The organism is Microcoleus sp. AT3-D2, assembly GCF_036705715.1.
In the GTDB taxonomy this organism is placed as follows: Bacteria; Cyanobacteriota; Cyanobacteriia; order Cyanobacteriales; family Microcoleaceae; genus Microcoleus.
Window position 1 is genome coordinate 20,214 of sequence record NZ_JAUBVE010000025.1, and the last position, 23,224, is coordinate 43,437.

The 23,224-nt window shown below is 45.1% G+C and carries 22 protein-coding genes; 13 read left to right on the forward strand and 9 right to left on the reverse strand.

The window, feature by feature from the left end; genetic code table 11:
* Positions 1 to 257: 257 nt before the first annotated feature.
* Positions 258 to 1,100, forward strand: coding sequence for a PEP-CTERM sorting domain-containing protein (locus tag QUB44_RS13450; protein ID WP_333367964.1), 843 nt, complete (start codon positions 258 to 260; stop codon positions 1,098 to 1,100).
* A 237-nt stretch (positions 1,101 to 1,337) separates the two neighbouring features.
* Here the strand turns inward: QUB44_RS13450 and QUB44_RS13455 are convergent, their stop codons facing one another.
* The 3 genes from QUB44_RS13455 to QUB44_RS13465 form a co-directional block, all read right to left on the reverse strand.
* Entirely contained in the window at positions 1,338 to 2,117 is a 780-nt protein-coding gene (locus tag QUB44_RS13455; protein WP_333367968.1) for an ABC transporter ATP-binding protein, read from the reverse strand.
* Between the two features lie 89 nt (positions 2,118 to 2,206).
* On the reverse strand, positions 2,207 to 3,022 hold the full coding sequence (locus QUB44_RS13460; protein WP_333367971.1) for an SAM-dependent methyltransferase: 816 nt from the start codon (positions 3,020 to 3,022) through the stop codon (positions 2,207 to 2,209).
* Positions 3,023 to 3,164: 142 nt separating this feature from the next.
* A complete protein-coding gene (locus tag QUB44_RS13465) occupies positions 3,165 to 4,730 on the reverse strand; it encodes an ABC transporter permease subunit (RefSeq protein ID WP_333367974.1) in 1,566 nt (521 codons plus the stop codon).
* A gap of 250 nt (positions 4,731 to 4,980) precedes the next feature.
* Between QUB44_RS13465 and QUB44_RS13470 the strand changes: the two genes are divergently transcribed.
* Positions 4,981 to 5,553 carry a Uma2 family endonuclease gene (locus QUB44_RS13470; protein WP_333367977.1) on the forward strand — a complete coding sequence of 191 codons (573 nt, stop codon included), beginning with the start codon at positions 4,981 to 4,983 and terminating at the stop codon, positions 5,551 to 5,553.
* 129 nt (positions 5,554 to 5,682) lie between these two features.
* Here the strand turns inward: QUB44_RS13470 and QUB44_RS13475 are convergent, their stop codons facing one another.
* Entirely contained in the window at positions 5,683 to 6,759 is a 1,077-nt protein-coding gene (locus QUB44_RS13475; RefSeq protein ID WP_333367980.1) for a branched-chain amino acid ABC transporter permease, read from the reverse strand.
* Between QUB44_RS13475 and QUB44_RS13480 the strand changes: the two genes are divergently transcribed.
* Complete coding sequence (locus tag QUB44_RS13480; protein WP_333367983.1) at positions 6,758 to 6,979, forward strand: hypothetical protein; 222 nt, start codon at positions 6,758 to 6,760, stop codon at positions 6,977 to 6,979. The genes QUB44_RS13475 and QUB44_RS13480 overlap by 2 nt on opposite strands.
* A gap of 4 nt (positions 6,980 to 6,983) precedes the next feature.
* On the opposite strand, the gene QUB44_RS13485 is transcribed toward QUB44_RS13480, so the two are convergent.
* Positions 6,984 to 8,345, reverse strand: a complete 1,362-nt coding sequence (locus QUB44_RS13485; RefSeq protein WP_333367986.1) for a branched-chain amino acid ABC transporter substrate-binding protein — start codon at positions 8,343 to 8,345, stop codon at positions 6,984 to 6,986.
* A gap of 322 nt (positions 8,346 to 8,667) precedes the next feature.
* On the opposite strand from QUB44_RS13485, the gene QUB44_RS13490 reads away from it, so the two are divergent.
* From QUB44_RS13490 to QUB44_RS31170, 5 genes are read left to right on the forward strand one after another with little or no spacing between them, the layout of a single operon-like run.
* Complete coding sequence (locus tag QUB44_RS13490) at positions 8,668 to 8,964, forward strand: DUF1778 domain-containing protein (protein ID WP_333367989.1); 297 nt, start codon at positions 8,668 to 8,670, stop codon at positions 8,962 to 8,964.
* Positions 8,955 to 9,467 (forward strand): GNAT family N-acetyltransferase, encoded by a 513-nt coding sequence (locus QUB44_RS13495; RefSeq protein WP_333367992.1) that lies wholly within the window; start codon positions 8,955 to 8,957, stop codon positions 9,465 to 9,467. Before QUB44_RS13490 ends, QUB44_RS13495 begins: the two co-directional genes overlap by 10 nt.
* Positions 9,468 to 9,506: 39 nt before the next feature.
* Complete coding sequence (locus tag QUB44_RS13500; protein WP_333367995.1) at positions 9,507 to 9,854, forward strand: nucleotidyltransferase family protein; 348 nt, start codon at positions 9,507 to 9,509, stop codon at positions 9,852 to 9,854.
* Entirely contained in the window at positions 9,832 to 10,038 is a 207-nt protein-coding gene (locus QUB44_RS13505; RefSeq protein WP_333367999.1) for a HepT-like ribonuclease domain-containing protein, read from the forward strand. Before QUB44_RS13500 ends, QUB44_RS13505 begins: the two co-directional genes overlap by 23 nt.
* Positions 10,039 to 10,066: 28 nt before the next feature.
* Entirely contained in the window at positions 10,067 to 10,189 is a 123-nt protein-coding gene (locus QUB44_RS31170; protein ID WP_445299898.1) for a HepT-like ribonuclease domain-containing protein, read from the forward strand.
* Positions 10,190 to 10,270: 81 nt separating this feature from the next.
* Here the strand turns inward: QUB44_RS31170 and QUB44_RS13510 are convergent, their stop codons facing one another.
* Positions 10,271 to 11,722, reverse strand: a complete 1,452-nt coding sequence (locus QUB44_RS13510; protein WP_333368002.1) for an NAD(P)/FAD-dependent oxidoreductase — start codon at positions 11,720 to 11,722, stop codon at positions 10,271 to 10,273.
* A 128-nt stretch (positions 11,723 to 11,850) separates the two neighbouring features.
* Entirely contained in the window at positions 11,851 to 12,882 is a 1,032-nt protein-coding gene (locus QUB44_RS13515; RefSeq protein ID WP_333368005.1) for a glycosyltransferase family 2 protein, read from the reverse strand.
* 606 nt (positions 12,883 to 13,488) lie between these two features.
* Here QUB44_RS13515 and QUB44_RS13520 point away from each other — a divergent pair.
* Positions 13,489 to 14,589 carry a glycosyltransferase family A protein gene (locus QUB44_RS13520; RefSeq protein WP_333368008.1) on the forward strand — a complete coding sequence of 367 codons (1,101 nt, stop codon included), beginning with the start codon at positions 13,489 to 13,491 and terminating at the stop codon, positions 14,587 to 14,589.
* A gap of 250 nt (positions 14,590 to 14,839) precedes the next feature.
* Here QUB44_RS13520 and QUB44_RS13525 read toward each other — a convergent pair whose 3' ends face one another.
* Complete coding sequence (locus tag QUB44_RS13525) at positions 14,840 to 15,379, reverse strand: Dps family protein (RefSeq protein ID WP_333368010.1); 540 nt, start codon at positions 15,377 to 15,379, stop codon at positions 14,840 to 14,842.
* Positions 15,380 to 16,318: 939 nt separating this feature from the next.
* On the opposite strand from QUB44_RS13525, the gene hetZ reads away from it, so the two are divergent.
* The 4 genes from hetZ to QUB44_RS13545 all read left to right on the forward strand — a co-directional run bounded on the left by hetZ (position 16,319) and on the right by QUB44_RS13545 (position 21,789).
* Positions 16,319 to 17,500, forward strand: coding sequence for a heterocyst differentiation protein HetZ (hetZ, locus tag QUB44_RS13530; protein WP_333368013.1), 1,182 nt, complete (start codon positions 16,319 to 16,321; stop codon positions 17,498 to 17,500).
* Positions 17,493 to 18,563 (forward strand): hypothetical protein, encoded by a 1,071-nt coding sequence (locus tag QUB44_RS13535; RefSeq protein WP_333368016.1) that lies wholly within the window; start codon positions 17,493 to 17,495, stop codon positions 18,561 to 18,563. Before hetZ ends, QUB44_RS13535 begins: the two co-directional genes overlap by 8 nt.
* Positions 18,564 to 18,967: 404 nt before the next feature.
* Complete coding sequence (locus QUB44_RS13540; RefSeq protein ID WP_333368019.1) at positions 18,968 to 21,331, forward strand: transglutaminaseTgpA domain-containing protein; 2,364 nt, start codon at positions 18,968 to 18,970, stop codon at positions 21,329 to 21,331.
* Positions 21,332 to 21,579: 248 nt separating this feature from the next.
* Positions 21,580 to 21,789, forward strand: coding sequence for a hypothetical protein (locus QUB44_RS13545; protein ID WP_333368021.1), 210 nt, complete (start codon positions 21,580 to 21,582; stop codon positions 21,787 to 21,789).
* Between the two features lie 205 nt (positions 21,790 to 21,994).
* Here QUB44_RS13545 and QUB44_RS13550 read toward each other — a convergent pair whose 3' ends face one another.
* Complete coding sequence (locus QUB44_RS13550; protein ID WP_172188640.1) at positions 21,995 to 23,167, reverse strand: TRC40/GET3/ArsA family transport-energizing ATPase; 1,173 nt, start codon at positions 23,165 to 23,167, stop codon at positions 21,995 to 21,997.
* Positions 23,168 to 23,224: the final 57 nt, after the last annotated feature.

Below are 23,224 nucleotides of genomic sequence, written 5' to 3' on the forward strand. Positions count from 1 at the left end.
GCATTTATTTAAAATCAAGCTTTTTTAGAGTAAGCAGTAATTTTACTTAGAACAACACCAGCCCTAGCTCCCATACAATGTATTTTTAGTAGTGGGGCGACCAACTTTACAGAAATTTTAATCAAACAGAAGATTTCTTGACAGTAGCTTTACAAAAATCTCTGCGTAAATAGGTAGTATTAATTCGTAAGCGAAACCAACCGCTACAAGTTACCAATAATCGCACTTAAAAATTTTCAAATTTAAGGAGATTCACCATGAAATTACATCACAGTACCGGAGCGATCGCATTTTTATTAGCAACTCCTTTAGTAACCAGCTTGAGTGTAGGTGTAGCCCCCAGCCGTGCTGCCACAATAGCCGGTTCTGCAGCAGCAGTAACGATTGACAACTTCAGTCACAGACCGAATGAGACAGGTACATTTACTAACACTAACACTCAGACAATAGCTAACAGCGGTTCAGTTATTAGCGAGGCGACTGCTGATGCAGTTTTTATATCTAACTGCCAAGAATTGCTGGCAGCAAATCTCTCGCAAAGTGAAGTCATAGGCAACGGCAGCAACTATTCCGGTTTAGCCCAAAGTCAAGCAGCAGTGAGCGGCGACTTCTTCATTGATGCCGAAGAAACTTTTTCTTTCACTTTTCAGACATTTTTAGCTCTTTTAACATCAGTTGACAACCCCCAATCCGAACGCGCCAGGGCGAATGGCCGTATATCTTTCTTTGTTATTAACACTGTTACTAACATTTTGTTAGACTCTTTTCAATTTGCCATCGGTTTAGACTCTTCTAGTGGCTTTTATGCAAATGCCTTCGTTAGCAACAGCTTTAAACCCACACAAATTAACTTTAATTTTCTGGCTCAAGAAAGTGCAGCAGCTAGCCTCCTGTATACTTCTGGGGTATATTCGCGGACATTCAACAGCGCCACTAACTTAAGGTTAGTAGAAGTTAAGAACAATATCGCAAAGACAGAAGCAGAAGCCGAAGCAGTTCCCGAACCGAGCACAGTCTTAGGTACTGCAATATTTTTAGGATTGTTTGTCCGGCAGAGAAAACACAAGAAAACAAAGTCGGAAGTCAAATCAAAAGTTTAGGAAAAACTCCGAATGTTAATCCGTAGGATGTGCGAGGCGCACATCCTTTCGTTTCCGTTGAATTGCTCGTTATAAAATGCTGTCGCCCTGGGCTGGTTGATAAATATTATCGGTTTTAATGACAGATTTTTGGTGAAACCCGCCCCTAATTTTATTGGTTAATTGGCTGGACATTATACCGCTTCTTCCGAGGATAAACACTGCCCACCTCACTTATCTGTCGGCACACAATACCCATTATCCATGTCCATCTTCTTCTTTTCCCAAATATGCCTCAATTACGCGAGGATCGGCGCGAACTTCTGCCGGAGTTCCCTCAGCAATTTTAGTACCGTACTCCATAACACTCACGCGATCGCTAATTCCCATCACCACTTTCATATCATGCTCAATCAGCAAAATACTCAAATTCAACTCATCGCGAATTCGGTAAATAAAGCGAGTTAAATCAGCCGTTTCGTTCGGGTTCATTCCCGCCGTAGGTTCGTCCAAAAGCAACACTTTCGGATCGGAAGCCAAAGCCCTGGCAATTTCCAATCTCCGCTGGTCGCCGTAGGAAAGGTTTTTTGCCAACTCCAGCGCTTTAGCAGCACCTAAACCGACAAAATCAAGCATAGTGAGCGCTTTTATTTTAGCTTCCCGCTCCTCCAAATTCGCAGCGGGAGGGCGGAGGATTGCACCCAACAAACCTGTTTTCAATCGGCAGTGTCTACCTACTAAAACATTATCCAGCACAGTCATGTTGTTAAACAAGCGGATATTCTGAAAAGTTCTAGCAATGCCGAAAGTTGTCAGGCGATCCGGAGGTAAACCCGTTATATTCTTCTGTTCCAAAAGCAACTGACCAGCACTCGGTTTGTAGATACCTGTCAGCATATTAAAAAAAGTAGTTTTGCCCGCACCGTTGGGGCCGATCAAACTGGCGATCGAGCCTTTTTCCAAGGTTAAACTAACCTGGTTGACCGCTGTCAAACCGCCGAATCGCATGGTAAGTTGCTGTGCTTCTAATAATGACATTTTGCTTCTGTTTTCTAAGATTTTATAGTAGTGCGATCTGGATGCTCGCAAGCTTTCACGCACACGAATCAATTTGGTATTGGGAGATTTTAGGACATATTCTCTAACGTACAAACAAAATAGAACTTAAAAAGATTAGATTCTAGCGAACGGCGAGGGCGATATTCTGCGTGTAAATCGGCCGTCGAAAAGTTTTCAATAACTTTGAGATTGAGTTCGTCAGCCAAAGTTGCAATGTTTTCAAACCCAGTAATCCACGGTGCATACATACTTTCGTATTTATCTATGTAATCATTGATATCTTGGTAGCCCGTCGTTCTCAAAATCACCTTTTCCGACATATAATCAAAGGACAATCGGAAATTATGAAAATTGTCGCGAATTTGTTCTAATACAAATATTACATCTTTTTTGTCAAGCAAGGTAGTGTTGCCTTCCCACAAAAAATAGGTCGGTAGAGTGAAATCAAATTCACTCTGTTTCAGCAAGGAGATTAAACCATATTTTACGTAATCGCCGGGAAGGTAGCGAACATTAGCAGTAACTTTGTTAGCTTTGAGAGTTTCTTCTTTTAATTGAAGAGTCGCGCGGTCGTCTATTTCAAAATAAATCACTCCTTCTCCATTAATTCTAGCAGAACGAGTATCCAAACCCGAACCTAAAATAACTACTTGTTTGCAACCTCCTAAAATTTGATTTGACAAAACATCATCAAAATATTTAGTCCGCAACTTAACCATTTCTTTAGCCGCAGGAGAGTTTTGAGCTATTTTTGCAGCTATTTCTTTTGTTTCCTCATTGAGCCAAATTTTTACTACATGATCAGTGTAAAGAGGCATTGCCTCTTCATTCTCTTCTGCTCTAAACTCCGCAACGATAAAAGCAGTACCAGTTACATTGTTCATGGCTAATCTTTCACCCTTACTAAGTAGTTGGTTACAAATAAACATTAGATTAGGAGGTTTTTTTACACTCATAAACTCCCTTATCTCCTAGATTCTTAGCTAAACCCGCTACAAAATACTATGGTTTTTTGCTCTTACCTATTTATTGACTTCTCGCATCGGCTAAAGACTCATTGCTCGCTTCAGCATCCGAATGCAGTTCAGCTTGGTGTATCTTATCAGGAATCAGCCCCTCCGGCCGCACGATCATCATGACAACAAGAGTTAGGCCGAATAGAAATAAGCGCATTTGAATCGGGTCTAAACTGGTTGCCAGAAAGTCTCGCAACTGGGGAATGGCAATTCTGGGGAGTACAAAAGTATTCAGAAAACCCTTGAGGACTTGCGCTAATTGTGGCAGATAAAGTCGATCGGCAGACATGATAATGATAGCGCCCAAAATCACCCCGGTCATGTTGCCCAAACCGCCTAAAATCACCATACAGAGGATGATTACCGACACCGAGAAATCGAAAACGCTGGGAAAAATCGCGCTGATATAGGCGGCGTAAAACGCGCCTGCAAAGCCGGAAAACGTGGCTCCCATCGCAAAAGCCGAAAGTTTGGTTTTGACGAGGTTAATCCCCATCGCACTAGCCGCTAATTCATCTTCGCGCATGGCATTCCACGCCCTCCCCAAGCGGGAATCTCGCAGCCGCGAAATCATGAAGTAAGCGAAGACAACTAGCAGTAAAATTAGGTAGTACCAGGGAAAGTAGTTGCCGGTGCTGAAAGTGCCGACGATGGGGAGAGATGGACGCCCGATCGGGTTTATTCCCGCTTCGCCGCCGGTGAGGTTAAAAGGTCGATCGCACCCAACCAGACACAGCACCAACTCAGGTTTACCCAAAACAGCCGCAACAATCTTCGAGACTGGTTCATCAATCCGAATCGCGGTTAAATTCCTAAAGACAACCGGGATAATTTCGCCAAAACCGAGGGTAACAATTGCCAAATAATCGCCCTTGAGCCGCAGTGTCGGAATACCGAGGATTACACCCGCGATCGCAGCTACACCGGCGGCGATCGGCAGTACCACCCAAAAGTTCCAAGCAATATTTAACTGTCCAGAAGATAGCAAAGCCGTCGTGTAAGCGCCGATCGCAAAAAACGCCGCATATCCCAAATCCAACAAACCCGCAAAACCCACAGTAATATTCAAACCCAGCGCCAACATAATAAAGATTTGAATCTGTACTACAGTAGCAATCCAGCCAGTCTGAGCCTGAATGTCGATAAACGGAAACAGAATTAGAATAAAAGCTAATGTCACCAGAGTTGCCAGCCGCTGGCGTTCCCCCTGCAAACCCTGCAAAGCACCCATTAACGTAGCTGTCAAAATTGCGATCGTCAAACTGCAAATCCCGTACAGCAGCGTCGTCGGCAAAGCCACAGCAGATTGACCAGAAAAAGGTCTAATTAAAACCCCTTCTACCACACTCGCAACTAACAGCCAAACTCCCAATCCCAATCCCGCTAAACTGCCGATAGTCGCACCCATTTTCGGGCTGTAAACCTTCTGATCCCGACAGCTAATAAAGCCCGCAGCCGTACCCATCAGCCAGCCGATCACGGTGCCGCTCCAACCGCCGAATAACAAAACAGTCAAAGAGCCGATCGCCCCTAAAATACCGCTCGATTTAATAGCTTTAATTATCTTGTTTGACATAGGAAGAAGTTATTAGTCATTACTCAGTAGTTAGATGAAAGAATGCTAGGAATTGCAGTTATAGATGCGACTGACGCGGGCCGTGCCAAATTCTGCCTCAATGAATGCGATCGACTGCTTATCGTGGAAACGGTCGATCGGGCTAGCTACAGTTTAGAGTCTTTTGAGTTCGATTATTGCACCAAAAGTGACGAAACTTCAAATATACTGGAACTGTTACCCCAACACACTTCAAACGGGCGATCGCTATATGGTACAAGCACCTCAAAAAACTATCACCCTCGACGAGTTTTTGCAACTGGCAGAAACCAAACCCGCTAGCGAATACATCAAAGGTGCGATCGTACAAAAACCTATGCCGCAAGGAAAACACAGTACAATTCAGGGAGAACTCATCACGACGGTTAATGCAGCGGGCAAACCTCAGCGGATTGCTTGGGCATTTCCAGAACTTCGCTGCACCTTTGGCGGACGTTCTATTGTCCCCGATGTCGCGATTTTTGTTTGGAATCGCATTCCCCTAGACGCTGACGGCGAAATTGCCAATACATTTAATGCTCACCCAGACTGGACAATAGAAATATTGTCCCCAGCCCAAAGCCAAACGAAAGTTACAAACAATATTTTGCACTGTTTGAATGCTGGTTGCCAGATGGGTTGGTTGCTCGATCCCGATGAAAAAAACATTTTAGCCTATCCCGCAAGGCAGCAGCCGATTTCTTTGCAAGAACCAACAGATATACTTCCGATGCCCAAATTTATGCCGGAAATGCAGTTGACTTTAGGCGAAGTTTTTGGCTGGCTCAAACCAGGGAATATTTAAAACGTAAAACTAAAACGTAAAACGCGATCGCTTTTAGTGTCCCGACTTCTATAAAAAGTCTGGGAGCTGCCTGTGCTGTTTTTTCAGGCATACTTAAATCTCTCTTGCGATTATTTAAATTCTGCAACTTCAAACCTTCTCCTGAACATTCTCGCCCAACAAACCCCCTGGCCGAAAAGCCAAAATCACCACCAAAACCCCAAACACCCAAGCATTAGTCCAGCGGCTCGACAAATACTGATCGCTCAAAGACGACAGCAACCCAATCAAAATCCCTCCTAACATCGCCCCGACAATATTGCCGATTCCCCCCAAAACTGCTGCCGTAAAAGCCCTCAAACCCGCCGTAAACCCCATCGTAAAAACAATAGTATTGTTGTACAGACCAACCAGAATCCCAGCCGAACCCGCCAAAGCTCCCCCAATCAAAAAAGTCAGAGCAATAATCTGATCCACATTAATGCCCATAATTTTAGCAGCATCGCGACTTTGAGCAGTTGCCCGCATCGCCTTTCCCAGACGAGTGTATTGCACAAATACATGAAGCAAAACCATCAATACAACCGCCACCACCAACACAATTAAATCTTTCGTAGTAAATACAATACTCGTTTGAATTCCCAAAGCTTTGAAAATATCAACTCGCGGTAACAAATCGGGAAAACTTTTCGGCGCAGCAGAATTAGAACCCATCACCGGAATAAAAGCTTTCAATCCTCCCCAAAACAAGCCCATATTTTGGAAAATAAAAGAAACTCCAATTGCTGAAATTAAAGGAGCCAAACGGGGAGCATTTCGCAAAGGTCGATAAGCATACTTTTCTACAACAATATTCAGTCCAGCACAAAACACCGAACATACAATTAAAGCGACTAACATCACCGGTATAGCAATAGCCAAAGGTGCGCCATCTTGCATCCCAAAAGCCCCGAACACGGTTAGGGAAGCAAAAGCCCCCAACATATATAAATCGCCGTGAGCAAAATTGATTAACTCAATAATGCCATAAACCATAGTGTAACCCAAAGCAATAATTGCAATCAGCGCGCCGTTGACAAGACCAACTAATAATTGTTGAATCAAAACTTCAGGATTGCTTACTATTTCTCCAACGATTTTTGGTAAATCAAATCCTGCGATCGGGCCTAATAGCAAAACTATATAAACTACACCTAGATATAAGAGAATACTTTTCCAGTTCTTCATGTTTTTGAGTAATTGGGAATTGGGAATTGGGAATTGGGAATTGGGAATTGGGAATTGGGAATTGGGCATTGGGAATTGGGCATTGGGGATTGGGCATGGGAATTTGGAGGGAGAAGGAAAAAGGCATAATTTTTTATTATCCCTTCTTCCTTACTTCCTTCTTCACGATATCCGTTACATCCGTTATAAAATCGTTGCCGAACTTCCCTCTTCCTTCTGATTAATTATTCCGTCTTGAGCGCATTCACGAACTCCCACTTGCCACCTTTAACAACATTTCCTGACATTGTAGTCAAGCTCGTGTCGCCGTTGGTGTCAAAACTCCAAGTGCCGAGTACCCCGTTAAAATCTTTAGTTGCCAAGACCGCTTCGCGGATAGCAGCGCGGTCATTTTTGCAAACTTTATTAATTGCGCCGATCGCAACTTTAGCAGCTTCATAGGCGTAAGCTGCATAAGCTTCCGGTTCAGCATTATATTTTGCCTTGTAACTTTCGTACCACTTCGCACCCATACCAGTCAATTCTTGAGGAGGCAAGCCGCCAAAAGTAGCGTAAACTCCTTCGGCATCTTTGCCCGCCGCGTCAATTAAAGCTTGCTCTTTAATGCCGTCGGGCCCCATGAACTTAACTGCATCAGCAGCCATCCCAACATTTCTCATGTCTTTAATTATTTGTCCGGCATTGCTCTGAGTAGTGCCACCGAAGTAAATCAGGTCGGGATTTAAAGCTTTGATCTTATTCATTAACGCCTTATAGTCGCTAGCTTTAATATCAATTCCCTCTCTTCCGAGGACTTGAATTCCCAACTTTTTAGAAGTTGCTTCAAAAACATCAGCGATGCCTTTGCCGTAGAGTTCTTGGTCGTCGAGAATGTAGACTCTTTGCACGCCTAAAGATTTCGCCCAGTTGGCAGCTACAGCCCCTTGAAGGTCGTCAGCGGGGACAACGCGGGTGAAATTGCGAGTGCCAGCGGGATAATAAACGTTAGGTTCTTTGGCTTCGCCTTTTCCTGGTTTAGTCAGTCCCGGATAAGTGTTGGCCGGACTGATCATGACGATGTTAGCTTGGTTGAGCACGGGAATAGAAAGTTTGGCGGCACCGGAGTTATAGTGACCGATGACGGCAACTACCGAACCGTCAGCGACGGCTTTGTTGGAGTTCGACGTTACTTGGGCCGGGTCCCATTTGCCGGCGGCGGCGGTGGCGTCATCGAAAACTTCGTATTGGATTTGGATTTTGCCGTCGCAAGCTTTGGAGTTGGTTTCGGCGAGGGCTTGTTGGATGCCGTTGACCATTGTTTGAGCTTGACCCAAGGCGCTGCCTGTCATCGGCAGCATGGAGACAATTTTGACAGTATTTGGGTCGCCGGGGCTGCTGACTGCGACGGGAGTGGCTGCGGGACTGGTTCCGGGGCTGCCTCCGGGAGTTGTGGCGGTAGGTGCTGGAGGATTTTGACAGCTAGCGCACAGAGAGGCTATGCCGGCGGCAAAAAGTAATTTCCGCAATCCTCCGACGCCGAGATTCTGTGTTGAGTTGATTTTTGGGGGTGTGGCACTTTTGCCCCCTGACTTCTGGGAAAAGTTCATAGGTTGGTTTGTTTGTTGCTTGCGTCTTAGCATATTTTCACTCTGTAAGTCTGTAAGTCAAGAGTTAGCACAAGTTTAAAAAATTTGTGTCAACTATCAAAACAGACCTAGAAAGGCAACATCAGGACTTAGGCGCTCCTGTATCAGCGGCGGCGGGGGCTGCCCGTACAATGCGTGAGTTCACGATTCCATCGCGGTTAACTAGATCCGCGATCGCAGATTTCAGTAGATGTGTTGACATTGTGTATACAAAAAATTAGCATATAAATATGCTAGGTTTACTAGCTCTAATTACTACTGTGTCTAGCCACAGGTAACTGTTATGCACCCGCCAGCATCTGAAGAATCAGTCAGCCAGACCCGCGATGTGACAATCAACATTCGAGCTAAGCCGAATCAACGCGCTCTCATCGATCGCGCGGCCCAATTACAGGGAAAAAGCCGATCGGAATTCATGCTTGAATCAGCTTACCAAAAAGCTCAAGATGTGATTCTAGACCGCTGTTTTTTTGGGTTAGATGAACTTAAATTTAAGCAATTTTTGGCGCTTCTGGATGCACCGCCGACGCCAAATCAGAAGCTAAACGCATTACTAAAAACAAAATCTCCGTGGGATTAGATCGAGATTTAGACCAACTGTGCCCGCCTGAAAAACTGAACTCGTTACATCAAATTGAGAGCTTTAATTCAGGCAACAGTCAGTTAGATGAATGGCTGAAGCGTCGCGCTCTAAAAAATGAGTCAGAGGGGGCTTCACGGACTTATGTTTTGTGCGATCGCCAAGCAGTCATTGCGTACTATTGTCTTGTAAATGGAGCAATAGCACAAACTGTTGCAACGGGTAAAGTCCGGCGCAATATGCCCGATCCGATTCCTGTTATGGTGATTGGACGGCTTGCAGTCGATCGCAAGTGGCAATGTGTCGGCATCGGACGCGCTTTGCTGCGGGATGCAATTCTTCGCACTTTGCAAGCTGCTGAGATTGCAGGAATACGCGCAATTCTCGTACACGCTATCTCCGAAGATGCGAAGCAGTTTTACCAGAAGTGCGGGTTTACTGTTTCGCCGATCGATCCGATGACACTCATGGTGAAAGTTAGCGATGCCATTGCTTCACTTTAGCTCAGACGTTAGTTGCTCTCGTTGGAGGTTTCCTCGCGCATGATTGAGTTGCAATCGGATTTAGAATATGTAGTGATCGATCGCCTAAAAGTATCTCTAGATGCGATCGCGCAATTTTGCCAGCGCTGGAACATTGTCGAATTTGCCCTGTTTGGCTCGGTGCTGCGGGATGATTTTCGCCCTGATAGCGATGTGGATGTATTAGTTACTTACGAGCCATCCCACCGCCTCACCCTGTCTCATTTATTGGGTATGCAGGAGCAAATAGAGCATTTATTTAACCGTTGTGTAGATTTGGTGGAAAAAAAGCAGTTAAAAAATCCCTATCGGCGATCGAACATTTTGAAAACCTATCGAGTGATTTATGCAAGCGGGCGATCGGGATAGTGCTTCACTTTGGGACATGGCGCAGGCAATCCGTCGGATTCAGGAGTTTACGGCTGATGCTTCTTGCGAGACTTATCTGGAAAGTGTTTTGATGCAAAGTGCCGTAGAGCGGCAGTTGGGGATTTTGGGAGAAGCAGCGGGCGAGAGTTTCGAGCGAGTTTCAGCAGTTCCATCCCGAAATTGATTGGCGAAATGCGATTAACTTACGAAATATTTTGGTTCACCGTTATGACCAAGTGAGTTCGGAAGTTATTTGGAATATTGTTACAAGTGTTTTGCCTAGTTTACTGGTACAAGTAGAGGCATTATTGCCGCCGTTACCGGATGATATTTGAGTGATCGCCCACAAACAAAAGATGCACGTGAAGCGGAGCTATCCCGTAGGGAATCGCCCCATCGCCATAGTTCCAAAAATATCAACTAGATTGCGAAATCAAATCCGAATCCTTCTTTTCTTTTGAGCGATCGACACTAAAATCTTCATGGTACGATCGCTCAGTATTCACATCCCACAAATCGTGCTTTTCGCCGAGAATATTTCTCACAGCCAGCATCCCCGTCAGCATAGAATGGTCTTGGTTGTTGTATCGGTGCATACCGTTTCGCCCGATCGTCTGCAAATTCTCAAATCCCTTCAAAAAACCTTCAAGTACCTGCAAGTGTCCTCGATATTCCCCATCATAAACTGGATAAGCTTTAAGTTGCCGTATGACAACTCCATCTTCCACATCAGCAGTTGTTGCTAACCCCAAACCAACCAACTCGCGAGTTGCTAATTCGACAAGTTCCGCGTCCGACATTTCCCAAATCTCGTCGCCTACGCTACAGAAATATTCCATTCCTAAACAACTTTTGCTGACATCGGGAACTAAAGCGGCGCTCCAATTCTTAAAGTTTTGAATTCGTCCCACTTTGACTTCGGGGGAGTGAATGTAAATCCAGTTGTCAGGAAACAAATCCTTGCGATCGACAATCAGCGCTACAATCAAAAAATCTCGATATTTGAGCGATCGCGCGGCGTGCAATACCTTTTCTGGCGGCTGAGGTTTCATTCTTGCTACCAGCGCCGATATCGGCATACTCGTAATGAAATTATCAGCAGAATATTGAACTAACTCTCCGTTTTGCTCCGCAGTAATACTTTTAATCTTATTACCTTCACGCTCAAAGCTAATCACTTTAGTATCGAGATAAACTTTGCCGTCTTTATTCTCCACAGCTTCCGCGAACTTTTCCCACATCATCCCCGGCCCCAAAGCTGGATAATCAAACTCTTTGATTAATGTTTTAGTGTCGTTGCTGCCAAACAAAGCATTAATAATTGCAGTAGTAAGCGACAATCCTTTAATCCGCTGCGCCGCCCAATCTGCTTGGATTTCCGAACAAGGAATGCCCCAAACTTTTTCAGTGTAAGTCTTAAAAAATGTTTTATACAAGCGTTCGCCAAAACGATTGATAACCCACTGTTCAAAAGTTTTTTCTTCCCGAAGCGGCCATATTCTAACTTTCAGATAGCTCAAAATAATCAGCGTACTCTCAATTATCCCCAAATTAAAGAGAGTATTGAAGGCACTGATTGGATAGTTGAAAAACTTACCTCGATAAAAAATTCGCGACAATCGTGGCACTTTAATAAACTCATTTCCCAGCACCTCTTGCCACAACTGCTGCACGGCTTCAACTTTAGTATAAAAGCGGTGGCCACCAATGTCGAAACGATAGCCTTTGTAGGTTTCTGTGCGAGCTATTCCCCCAACTTTATCACCTTTTTCTAGTACAACAGGGATGATGCCTTGTTTGACTAGCTCGTAGGCAGCAGTCAAGCCCGCAGGACCTGCACCGACGATCGCAACAGGATAATGTTTCACTCAGCCTACCTCCAGCTTTTTTATCGAAACTATACAGTTATTTATAACTTGTCAAAGGGATAGATGCACCCGTGAATACCCTGAGAAACTCTCGAACAACCTGATGTTTAAGCACAATTTGCCTTGATTTATTGAGCGGATACCGGCAAACTAACTTTGCCAGTCACAGGCTTTTTTTGGTATAAGTAGCGACCAGTGCCGATCGCGAATGCCAGTCCGCTGTAAAAGTAGAAAAGCCAGTGCCACGGAATAGTTTTCAGGGCAAATAGGATACCGTGTTTACGGTGAAAAAATCGGTAAAGCGGTGCATTAATTGCTACCAGTGGTATTGCCAGCAAGCCAGCCACTAGCAGAAAGCTCAGCGACCAACACGTCCCCAAAATTGCCAGCAGGACTGCATAAGTTAAAATCACGCTGATGCGGTTTGAAACTTGCAAGTTGAGGTCGTTATTCAATTTGCGATCGCGCCAAATCAATTCTGTCCAAGGCAGTGCTCGGTAGAAAAAGTCAGCTTTGACCATACCCATCGGTTTCCACCGCTTTAAATGCTTAACCTGCAATGTTTTGCACAGCCGAATGTTATAACCTGCTTGTTTCAAACGGTAGCCGAACTCAATATCTTCGATCGAAGCTTGGCGGTAACTCTCATTAAAGCCGCCCATTTGCAAAAAAATTTCCCGGCGAATCACTCCGCAAGCGCCCCAAAAAGTCGAAGCTTCTTCGTTACCTGTTTGGTGCACGTAGTGGTGCAGCAAGTTCCTGTACTGCGATAGAAAATCGGGATCTCCAGGATCATCGTCGTAAGAGCCAATGAAAGCAGCTAAGTAGGGATTATTTTTGAACACCGATATCGCATAGCCAACAGCTTCTGGACAAACAGCGACATCAGCATCCACAAAAAACAGAATATCTCCCTTTGCAGCTTGGGCACCCAAATTCCTTGCCCGCGCTGGCCCCCCGCATTCGGGAATCCTGATGACTTTGGCGCCGAATTCGTTGGCCAGACGCCAGGAACCGTCGCTTTCGCCATCTGCTACTACAATAATCTCGATCGGCCTGGGTACAGCTTGAGCCAGTTTTGACAAACAGGTGCGGAAGTAAGCGCCCCCGTTGTGGACTGGGATAATAACGGATACAGTGGGATCGGCGGTAGAAATCATTACCTAAATTGTTTAAATTGCAGGGGCTAAAATTTGCTGGAATTTTATTGGTGCTACTTTACGAAGGGTAAAATCAGCTCTACTTTTTTATTTATAACTCTATTTCTGTTTGTCTTCAACTAGATTTTTTGCTGGTATTCTCGATTGGATTTTCCCCATTCTTACCTCTATTTTACGCCATATCTTGCTGAGACTGACCTGATGTAGACAACAGCTTTACAAAAGCTTTAAATATATGATTGTTTGTGTAAAGTTGGGAAAAAGCCCCAGCAGCATTTTGGTGTGGCTGTGTTGCAATACACAAGACTTTGATTTTACAAGTAGGCACACCGTATAAAATCTAACATAGTTTATACGGATACCCACGAACTGTCAGGACTTGCGCGGTACAATTTCTTTTACAGACCTCATCCGTGAGTGACTCCTGCACCAAGTCTCGATCGCGACTGCGGACTCAATGCACATTTTATGACTTTTGGCAAAATATTTTAAATATACGTCTTAAAATTTCCGACCCTGTACGATCGAGCTTTAGTAATTTGCTAACATACCCTTAGCTAGCTCCCTTTGAACCAAAACTTTTACCTAAACAAGTTTTTATATTACATGAACACCTCCCAAAACGCTTTAAATCAGCCATTAGTTTCAGTCATCATACCAGCTTACAACGCTGACAATTTTATTGCTAAAACCTTAGATTCTGTCTTATCTCAAACTTATCAAAACATAGAAGTTTTAGTAGTTGATGACGGCTCTACAGATACAACAGCCGAAATCGTCCAATCTTTTGCTCAAAAAGATAGCCGAGTCAGCTTATTCCACCAATCAAATGCTGGCGTCGCCGTCGCCCGCAACTTAGCAATTGAGAAATCAAAAGGCGAATATATTGCTCCCATCGATGCCGACGATATTTGGTATCCGCAAAACCTAGAAAAACAAGTGAAATGCCTGAATTCCTCAGCACCATCTGTCGGAGTCGTCTATTCCTGGTCAGTTGATATAAATGAAAAAGACTTGCTCACAGGTGGATTTTATAATTCCACCATCGAAGGAGAAGTTTACACAGCATTAATTTATAAATATTTTATAGGCAATGCCAGCTCATCTCTAATCCGTCGCGTTTGTTTTGCAAAAGTCGGCGGTTACAACGGCAAACTTAAACTAGAAAACGCTCAAGGCTGCGAAGACTGGGAACTTCACCTCCGCATAGCCGAACATTATCAATTTAAAGTCGTGCCAGAATACTTAGTTGGCTATCGGCAGATTGCCCGCAGTATGTCTAGCAACTATGCAGCAATGGCAAAATCTCACTCTTTAATTATGGCAGATGTCCGGCAGCAACATCCCGAAATTCCCAGCAGCATTTATCGCTGGTCTAGCAGCAATTTTTACATTTACTTAGCTGTTAAGAGCAACCGCAGCGGCAATCACCGGAGTACATTATCTTGGCTGTATCGAGCTTTCAAAGAAGATTTATCAATGGCACTTTTGCGCCACAATTTGTATTTGCTGTCAATAGGAAGTATATTAAAAATAATAGTTCCACCGCCAACTGAATCAGGCTTAGAGTTAAAACAAGCATCACAATCGAGTGAAGGGACGACACTTGCTAGGATTGAGGCGCGGACGAAGGCTCACAGAATGTTGCCGTCGCAGGTATACGAAAGAATGCGATTCAATAGTTTAGGAAATCGAAAACCTACATAAACCCAACATTGAAAAACCCGGTTTTTTGAAGAAACCGGGTTTTTGAGGAAGCTAGAGGGCGTTTAATTCTGCCTGGTTGCTCGATCGAGAATCAGGAAAGAGGGTTAAATAAAAAATCTAAATTTTCCCTTCTTCCTTCTTCCTTCTTCCGACTTCCATCGAACTGACATCCGTTACATCCGTTACATCCGTTACATCCGAAGAAAGCTAATCCGTTGCCGAACTTCCTTCTTCCTTTTACTTAATCTTTCTAAGCGTGAGAAGCTGTAGGAGTTTGAGCTTTTGGCTGCTGGCCGTCTGACGCAAGGGATTCCCCTTCAATAAACGATCGCAACATCCAAGCCATTTGTTCGTGCTGTTCCATCAAACCAGTCAAAAAGTCTGCGGTTCCATCATCCTTAAACTCTTCACCGCACTGTTCGACGTGTTGGCGGAGATTGCGAATAATCTGTTCGTGGTCGTCAACTAAACGCGCTACCATTTCCGTAGCCAAAGGCAAATCGCCAATATGTTCTTTAATCGAGGCATACTTTAGAAAACCCTCAGCAGTACCAATTGGATAACCGCCTAAAGCTCTCACCCGTTCGGCCATAGTATCGATATTTTCAGTTAATACCTGATAGTGTTCTTCCCACAACTGGTGGAGCGATCGAAACTGCGGGCCCACTACATCCCAGTGATACTTTTTGGTTTTGATTAACAGCAGATAAGCATCTGACAGGTCGCGATTCAATAGTTCGATAACGCCTGCACGTTGCTCGTCAGATAGACCTATGTTTAACTTACGCATTGAAAATTGTTCCTTCAACTCTAACTTTACTATTAGAACAAATTTCGCCAGCAACTTACATCAACCCAGAGGACGATCGAAGACGATCGCACTTTAGTAAAATATCTGCTTTTCAGGTGAAAGTAATTGCAATATTGATACCCTTAGATAGATGCAATCAAACTTCTTGTTCTGCAGCGCCTTTGTTTGGCGAACACAGCGATGGGGCCGCAGGTGAGTCCCTGCTCAATCGGGCTATAAAAAGGCTGCACTCTGATTGTTAGTAAAAATTAAGGAATTTATGCCGAAGTTAACGAACATCACACACACTTAATTGTGCGATCGGGTTTCAATGACGGCATAAGGAACTTCCAATTAAATATAACCCCATTTATCCTAGAAGGCTAGGGAACAAATTTTAGGACATGAGCGGTTCTGATCTGTGTGATTGGGATGCTAGAATTGATATTGAGTGAAACCGTTAAATAGACTTTCAAGGATGCTGCCAAGAAACAGACGGGCGATCGCCGTCGAAACTTTATGGCAAAACTGGCGGAAGACCCAGATCAAATACAGCCATGAAACCCTTTGTCCCATCTAGTAGACCGCCGGGAGAACCTGTTTGCTCGCTTCACCATCAGGAACACTTGCTGCTGTGACCACCACAGCACTAAGCCGAAGGTATCAACGGCAGTGTAGCGTTTTTGACCCCCATGAATGCTTTGTCAAACCCCACACTCGGATGAACCATCGTTGCAATGGCAACTGTTTAAACCTGGTTTGTGGCGGATGGCGCCTCCAGGACAGATAAAAAAATCAGTCCTCTGTGTTTGCGCGAAGGAGGAGAAAGAGGGCATTGCAGTTTGTCCTATCTGGGGATTACGGGGTAAAGTAGCGGTAGGAAAGATTTATCCATACTTTTACTAACTGTGCTACTTTCATTGTTAGCTGTAAACCATCATGCGGGAAATCTGCCAGAGCGTGGAAACCATATTTGAACTGCTGTTAGACGAACTTAAAAAGTCCACTCGCGCGTCTGAGCAGAACTGCCAAGATGTAGCAGGGCGACTCGCAGCAGAAGTCAACAGGATATGCACAGAAAGCCAGCGAATTCAATCCTCCGGAGATATAGAAGGTTCAGCCCAGAGCCTCGCTCAGCACCGCTTGCAACAATGCCTCCACTATTACAATTTAGGCTCCGGGCCCGGTCGAGTAGAATTGCACAGTACCCTCAGCGCGATCGTCTATCGCTACATCACTCCTCCGCAGGTGCAGTCTAGCTATCAGGCGCGAGTAGAACTGATCAAAGATTTTTTGCAAGGATTTTATCTCGAAGCTTTAAAGGCATTCCGGCGCGAAACCCAACTGCCACCTACCTACAGTCCCCGCACTCGTTTAGAACTAGCAGAGTACATGGCCTTTGTAGAGCGCTTCGGCAAGCGGCGCATTCCTTTACCTCGGAACCGCAGCCAGCAACTAATTATTTTACGGGCCCAAACCTTTTCCCAGCAGCAGCCCAAAGAAACCTCCGTAGATATGGAACAAGCCGCCGACGGAGGGGCTTCAGATTCCGACCAAACTTGGAATGACACCTCGGTGCACTCAGTGCGGGAAGCGATGGCCGGACAGGGTTCGGCGGCAATTCGTCCCCTAGGCGACGAGTCAGAATCTTTGCGGCAAAACGTGATTGACGAATTAGTGGCTTACTTGAAAGAGCGCAACCAACAAGACTGCGCCGATTACTTCGTGCTGCGCTTGCAAGACTTGCCGACTAATGAAATAGAGTCGCTTCTGGGCATAACTCCCCGCCAAAGAGACTATTTGCAGCAGCGCTTCAAGTACCATTTGCTCAGGTTCGCCATGTCGCATCGTTGGGAACTCGTTCACCAGTGGCTGGAAGCAGACTTAGATCGAAATTTGGGTTTGCTGCCTTCTCAGTGGCAGGCTTTTGGCGAGCAAATTGGCCCAGAGGGACAGCGTTTGCTAAAGTTGAAACAACAAGGTCTGTCAGAGTCAGCGATCGCGCAAAGCCTCGGCAGCACGGTAGCCCAGGTACAGAAACGGTGGTTTAAATTGCTGGAACTTGCCTGGGAATTGCGAAATCGTTCAGATTCCGGAGAAGGGGCATCTAGTGATGAATAACGAAACGAACAGGGATGCAGAGGCTTTCGATCGCCATTTTTTAGACTGGATATTGCAGGCGCCGATCGCGAATACCTCTAACGAAGATGAGGAAAACCTCAATCCATCCCCTCGCTCAGAAGAGTGGGGCGACACAGAAGACAATTCCGGGGTGGAATACTGGGAATGGGACGAACCAGACCCGCTGGACTATCAAGTGGGGGCGCACAGCAATGCACCCGCACAACCGCAGACAATTGGAGAAATACCGACCGTGCAAGACCGTTTTCAGACCTTGTTAAAAGAAAGGCTTAGAGCCGAAATTGAATCCAACCCGCCGCTGTTCCCCTGGGAAACAGAATTCAAAAGCTACGACCACGATTACCCAGACGATGTAGCCCCGCAATGGGTTCCCCCCCTACACCTCTGGACTCCCCAACTACAAAATATCAGGTGGGGCCGCCTGCCAATTCCGATCGCCCAAGGGGTTTTTGCTCAACTGCTAGAACCTTGTCAGGAACTGGTAATGTCGTCGCTGCGGCAAGGCTCGAAGTTAGTTCGCGCTGTAGATGGCTTATTTCCGGGTCAGTCTCAGGAACTTAACGAATTAGCTGGTTTAGTGCTCCGAGGTTCCTTGCGGGGACTTCTCGATTTAGAAGATTTCCCGACTTACGAAGCGGCGAGTACCGATCAACAAATGGTGCTGTCGCTGTTGGCCGCGAGGGAAATCATTGAGTCTCTAACTTTGGATTGTCCTGTGAATCAGCCGCCTGTTTCGCGGGAGTGGCTGACTGGTTTGGGTTCGCTGACTCTGGAGGCTCAATACCTGTCAAACCGCAACAGAGAACAGCCAATGCCGTGTTTAAGAGTTGACTGCCAATTTCCGGGGGCAGGAAGTTTGGAACTCAAGGGAGGAGATGCCGAAGCAACTGCACATCGTCCGAATTCCGGGCATTTAAGTGTGGAGTTGTTTGACCCGCAACCTAACAAGACTTATGCCCTAGAAGTTCGATTCCAAAACTTCGAGACCCGACCTTTGAAGTTTGCTATTCGTCCAATTTGGACAGGACAAGATAGCAACTAGAAAGGTCTATTTAGAGTAAATAATTTAGGTTTTTACTCTCTGGTTTGACCTCACACAAAAACAGATGCAATCCCTCGACTGCTGTCGTGGAAAGCGAAAAAGTTTAGATCTTAGTTCAAGCCCCCAGATTCATCTGTGGAGTCAATCTAAAATCTAATGACAGAGAAATAAGATTTAGATATTAGTTGAAATCCAAATTTATCTGTGGATTCAATCTAAAATTTAAAATCTAATGACAGAGAAATAAGATTTAGAGATTAGTTAAAACCCAGATTCATCTGTGGATTTAATCTAAAATCTAATGACAGGGAAATAAGATTTAGAGATTAGGTAAAATCCAGATTTATCTGTGAATTCAATCTAAAATCTAAAATCTAAAATCTAAAATAGTTGGATGGGTGCACATGACAACTGATAACCTGCGAAATATACCTGTTTTGGGTAAGCTGTGGGAGCAGATTGAGGCCATGCCTCCGCCGGTGATAGAGGATTCTTTACTGCTGCGAATCCTAGTTCAGTTGTTGGTAATTGTGGGAATTGTAGCTACTGACGTTGCTGCCGAAGAAGCCCTGAACCTGTGGGCTGTGCCTGTTAGTATTGTGGGAGCAACTTGGAGTTGGTACCGCCGCCGCGATCGCAATGTAGCTGCTAAGTTCTGCATAGCTATTGGAATGCTGGTGGCGCTGTTCGCTTTTTTTAGCCGCTTGGTGGGAGAATTGAATGATACGCGGTTAGTTTTGGCGCAACTGTTAATCCAACTTCAAGTGCTGCACAGTTTCGATTTGCCTCGCCGCAAGGATTTAGGCTATTCGATGGTAATCGGGCTAATTTTGTTAGGGGTAGCAGCGACTCTCAGCCAAACCTTGACTTTTGCGCCGCTGTTGTTGGTGTTTTTGGCTTTAGCGCTTCCGACTTTGGTGTTGGATTATCGATCGCGCTTGGGATTTTTGAAGCCAGAATCCATTGGTGAAAAAGCACAAGGTAAAGGGAAAAATGAAAGCCTGTCGCTATTTGCTGCTACTTTATCCCCAAAGTATTTTGGTTGGCTGCTGCTGATAACTGTCGGGTTGGGGCTGACTATTTTTGCGTTTTTGCCACGCCTCCCTGGCTATCAGTTACGGACTTTTCCTGTGAGTGCTCCTATTGAATATCAGGGGGAGTTTGACTCGCGCAGCATTCTGAATCCAGGGTATGTCAGAGGGGGAAATGAAAAAGGAACTGGCGGAGGAAGGGGGAGAAACCCAGACTCTGGGCCAGGAGAGGTGGACTCTACTTTTTATTACGGTTTCAACCAGCGCATAAATCAAAATTTGCGGGGGGAAATGAAACCTGAAGTGGTGATGCGGGTGCGATCGCAGGCTGCGGGTTTTTGGCGAGTATTAGGCTTCGACAAATACACCGGTCAGGGCTGGGAAATTTCTCGCAACGAACAAGCTCAAACGGTGACTAGACCTAGGTGGTCTTATCAATTTTATCTGAATCCGTTTCCCAATGCGCCTCGGACTCAAGAGGTGATTCAAAGTTATACTATTGTTGCTCAGTTGCCGAATTTGATTCCGGCTTTAAACAAGCCGAAGGAGCTTTATTTTCCGAGTCCAGAGGTGGCAGTTGATGCGGAGGGGGGTTTGCGAGCGCCTGCGGCATTGGGAGAGGGTGTGACTTATACGGTGATTTCTAATGTACCTTTTCGCGATCGCTCTTTGTTAGGTAAAACTGGTACTAATTACCCGAAAAATATTCGCAATTTCTATTTGGATGTGCCGCCGGAAATTTCCCAGAAGGTGCGAGAAAAAACTGAAGAGATATTGGCTGCAAGAACTAGAGTAGCTCAGTCGGACAGACCGATCGATTCTCCCTACGAAAAAGCTTTGTATTTGGCTCAATATTTAAAGCAAAATCCGAATTACAAAATAGAAAAAGCTTTGCCTTACTTAGAAGAAGGTGAAGATTTAGTCCAGGCTTTTCTGTTTGGCTACAAAAACACCCAGGACGGCAAAAAAGTTACAGGTGGATATCCAGATCACTTTTCGACGGTACTGACAATTATGCTGAGGTCGATCGGGATTCCGGCGCGACTGGCGGGCGGCTTCGATACGGGGGAATTTAACCCGTTTACTGGTTACTATGTTGTGAAAAATACCGATGCTTTCTTGATGACGGAGGTATATTTCCCCAATAACGGCTGGTTTGGTTTTAATCCGATTCCCGGTTATCCGCTGATTCCGGCTTCGGTGGAAGACAACCAGACTTTTAGTGCGATCGAATCGTTTTGGAAGTGGATCGCGGGTTGGCTACCGACTCCTCTGAGAAGCGGGCTGGATTCAGTTATAGGTTTTCTAATTGGCTGGATCAGTTTGATTGTGGGCTGGTTTCTGGGACAGTTTGCTAAGGGTTGGGTGGGGTTATTTACTGGTTTGATTGCTGCGATCGCCTTTGGCTTTATTGGCTGGTTAATTTGGCAACTGTGGCGCAAGTGGCGCCACCGCCGCTGGCTGGCGAAGTTGCCGCCGGTGGAGGGGGTTTATCAGGAAATGCTGAAGGATTTGGCGAGTAGGGGTTTTGTGAAACCTCGCGCTCAAACGCCTTTGGAGTATGCTGAGGCAATGCGCGGGAATCATGCAACTGATGAAGCTGAGGTGATTGATGAAGTTTCGCAAGCTTACGTGCGCTGGAAGTATGGCGGCGAAGCGGGTAATTTGAACCAGTTGCGGCAGTTGGTGGAAAATTTGAGGCGATCGCACTTGAAGAAACTCAAAAAGTTAAGATAAAAATCGGCGATGGAAAGAGACGGTTGCTGAATTTTAAAAGGGTGAAACCAAACATCACATAATCATGGAAAAAAAACTATGATGAGCCAGAGGGAAAAGAGCATAAAAACTAGAGACACGGGTCAAGCCAATCGGAATGTTACGCCAAAACGCCCACATTCTTGAAATATTCATAGCTGTAGCAGTCACAATATGTTGTAGACGAGTTTTGGCAAGACCCCTGTAATATCAAATCCGGCTGCGCTGGGATGATATCAAATCCGCGCTTCATCGTCGGGCGTAAAGTCAAATCAAGCTGGCAACAAATAATTCGCGCAATTTTCATTTTTCTGACTCACAGTCAACAGTCAACCATCACGGGCGGTGCAACCGGAATCGATATAATACCCATCTCTTGTGAAATTTATCCGGCTTTAAAAACTTTAGAAATTCTTAAAGTTTTGATTGAATCTGCTTAAGTGGGGTTAAAGTTAAGAATTTTAAGAAGGTCTTTTTAGTTATTTAGTAATGCACAAATCCACTTTTTTGTCAAATTAATTTAGATGCGTTTACCATCTACCTGCAGGCGGGGAAAAAATCCGGTTTCTGCGTGAATATCTCAAGGGATAATCCACGATTTTTCCTAGAAACCGGGTTTTTTAGGTTGATAGTGCGTAAGTGTTGTTAAGCAAACTTAATCTTCAAATAATCATCCTCCATCTTCGCCCCCGAAGGTTGCAGCGCCGCTAAAGCTTGCGGCAACACCAAATTACGGCGGTGATTCCCAATCCGAACATTCAACTCATCTCCCGTTTTGCTCAACTGGATCTGATCCTTAGCAATTCCGGGCAAATACAGTTCAAGACTATATTGATTGTTTTCCTGCACGATCTTAATCGTATTTTCTTTGTAATAAACTTGACTTGGATCTTCGTCTTTGTAAAGCGTTTCTTTCAACCGTTCCAAAGCGGCCAAACCGCACATTTCTTCTGAATAAAGTGGCACTTCCTTAACTGGCAGCGGCATAAAATCTGAGTGAATTTCCTGACGGTACTGTTCCTGGCTTTCTTTCCACCGTTTAAAAAATGGGTCAGTTACTTCTGCAGGAATAATCCGGTTAGCTACTACTAAATCGGTGGCTACATTGTACAAACTCAAATAGGCATGAGCGCGCAGAGACTCTTTAATTACCATTTTTTCTGGATTGGTAACTAACCTTACTGAAGTCACAGTATTGTCAGTTAAAACCTTTTCCAAAGCTTCGATTTGTTCGTAAAATTCGTAAGGTGCATCCATCACCTCTTTGTCTGGTAAAGAAAAACCCGCAATTGGTCTAAAAATAGGTTCAACTAAAGGTCGAAGGGCGGCTGATATGCCTTGCAGTGGCTTGTAAAATTTTCTCATGTACCAGCCGCCAACTTCCGGCAAACTTAGCAGTCTTAATGCTGTTCCCGTCGGAGCAGAATCGATAATTAAAACATCAAATTCGCCTTCGTCGTAATGCCGCTTCATTCGTACTAAACCGAAGATTTCATCCATTCCTGGCAAGATGGCTAATTCTTCAGCTTGCACCCCTTCGAGTCCCTGTGCTCGCAAGACTTGAGTAATGTAGCGCTTAACGGCTCCCCAATTGCCTTCTAATTCCCTGAGAGCGTCTAATTCGGCTCCCCACAAATTCGGTTTCACCAGCCGCGAATCGTGTCCCAGTTCCATGTCAAAGCTGTCGGCTAAGGAGTGAGCGGGATCTGTGCTCAGCACTAGGGTTTTGTATCCCAATTCCGCACATCGCAGCCCAGTAGCAGCGGCTACGGAGGTTTTGCCGACGCCGCCTTTTCCGGTCATTAAAATTAAGCGCATTGATTGTTTAGCTCGCCTGAAAATTCTTTACTTCTTTATTGTAACGTTCTGTAACAG